The sequence below is a fragment of the Kitasatospora nipponensis genome (genome assembly GCF_039528135.1).
In the GTDB taxonomy this organism is placed as follows: domain Bacteria; phylum Actinomycetota; class Actinomycetes; order Streptomycetales; family Streptomycetaceae; genus Kitasatospora; species Kitasatospora nipponensis.
Window position 1 is genome coordinate 1 of record NZ_BAAALF010001213.1, and the last position, 506, is coordinate 506.

The window sequence follows — 506 nt, forward strand, 5'->3', positions numbered from 1 at the left end:
CACCCTCAAGCTGCTCTCGACCGAGACGTAGTTCCCGATCCCGGTGCGGGCCGGAGCGTCCGCCAGGAACTCCTCGACGATCAGCACCAGCGGCCGGCCGGGGGCGTCCACCGGCCAGTCGTCGGTGAACAGCCGGAGGACCACAGCGGCGTCGGCCTCGCCGTGCACCGGGTAGGCGTGGTTGCTGCCCTCCCCGCGCTTGGGCTTGACCACCGCCGGAGCCCCCACCTCGGCCAGGGCGGTGGCCAGCTCGCCCGGGTCGTGGGCGAGCCGGTAGCGCACCGAGTCGATGCCCGCCGCGGCGACCAGATCACGTTGCCGCTGCTTGTCGGTCAGCCCGACCACGCAGTCCGGGGTGTGGAACTCCAGGCCGAGCGTCTCGGCCAGCTGGGCCGTGGCGGGCAGCATCCGCTCGCTGAAGGTGACGATGCCGTCGGCCGGTTCGGGCAGTGGCCCGCCGGGGATCGCCCGGTGGAGCATGGGCACCGGACGGAACTCCTCCAGCA

General features: G+C 73.1%; 1 protein-coding gene. It reads right to left on the reverse strand.

All coding sequences use genetic code 11. From position 1 onward, the window contains the following. Positions 1-486, reverse strand: a 486-nt coding sequence (locus tag ABD323_RS45720; protein WP_425556377.1) for an ATP-grasp domain-containing protein, incomplete at its 3' end; no start/stop codon positions are given. Positions 487-506: the final 20 nt, after the last annotated feature.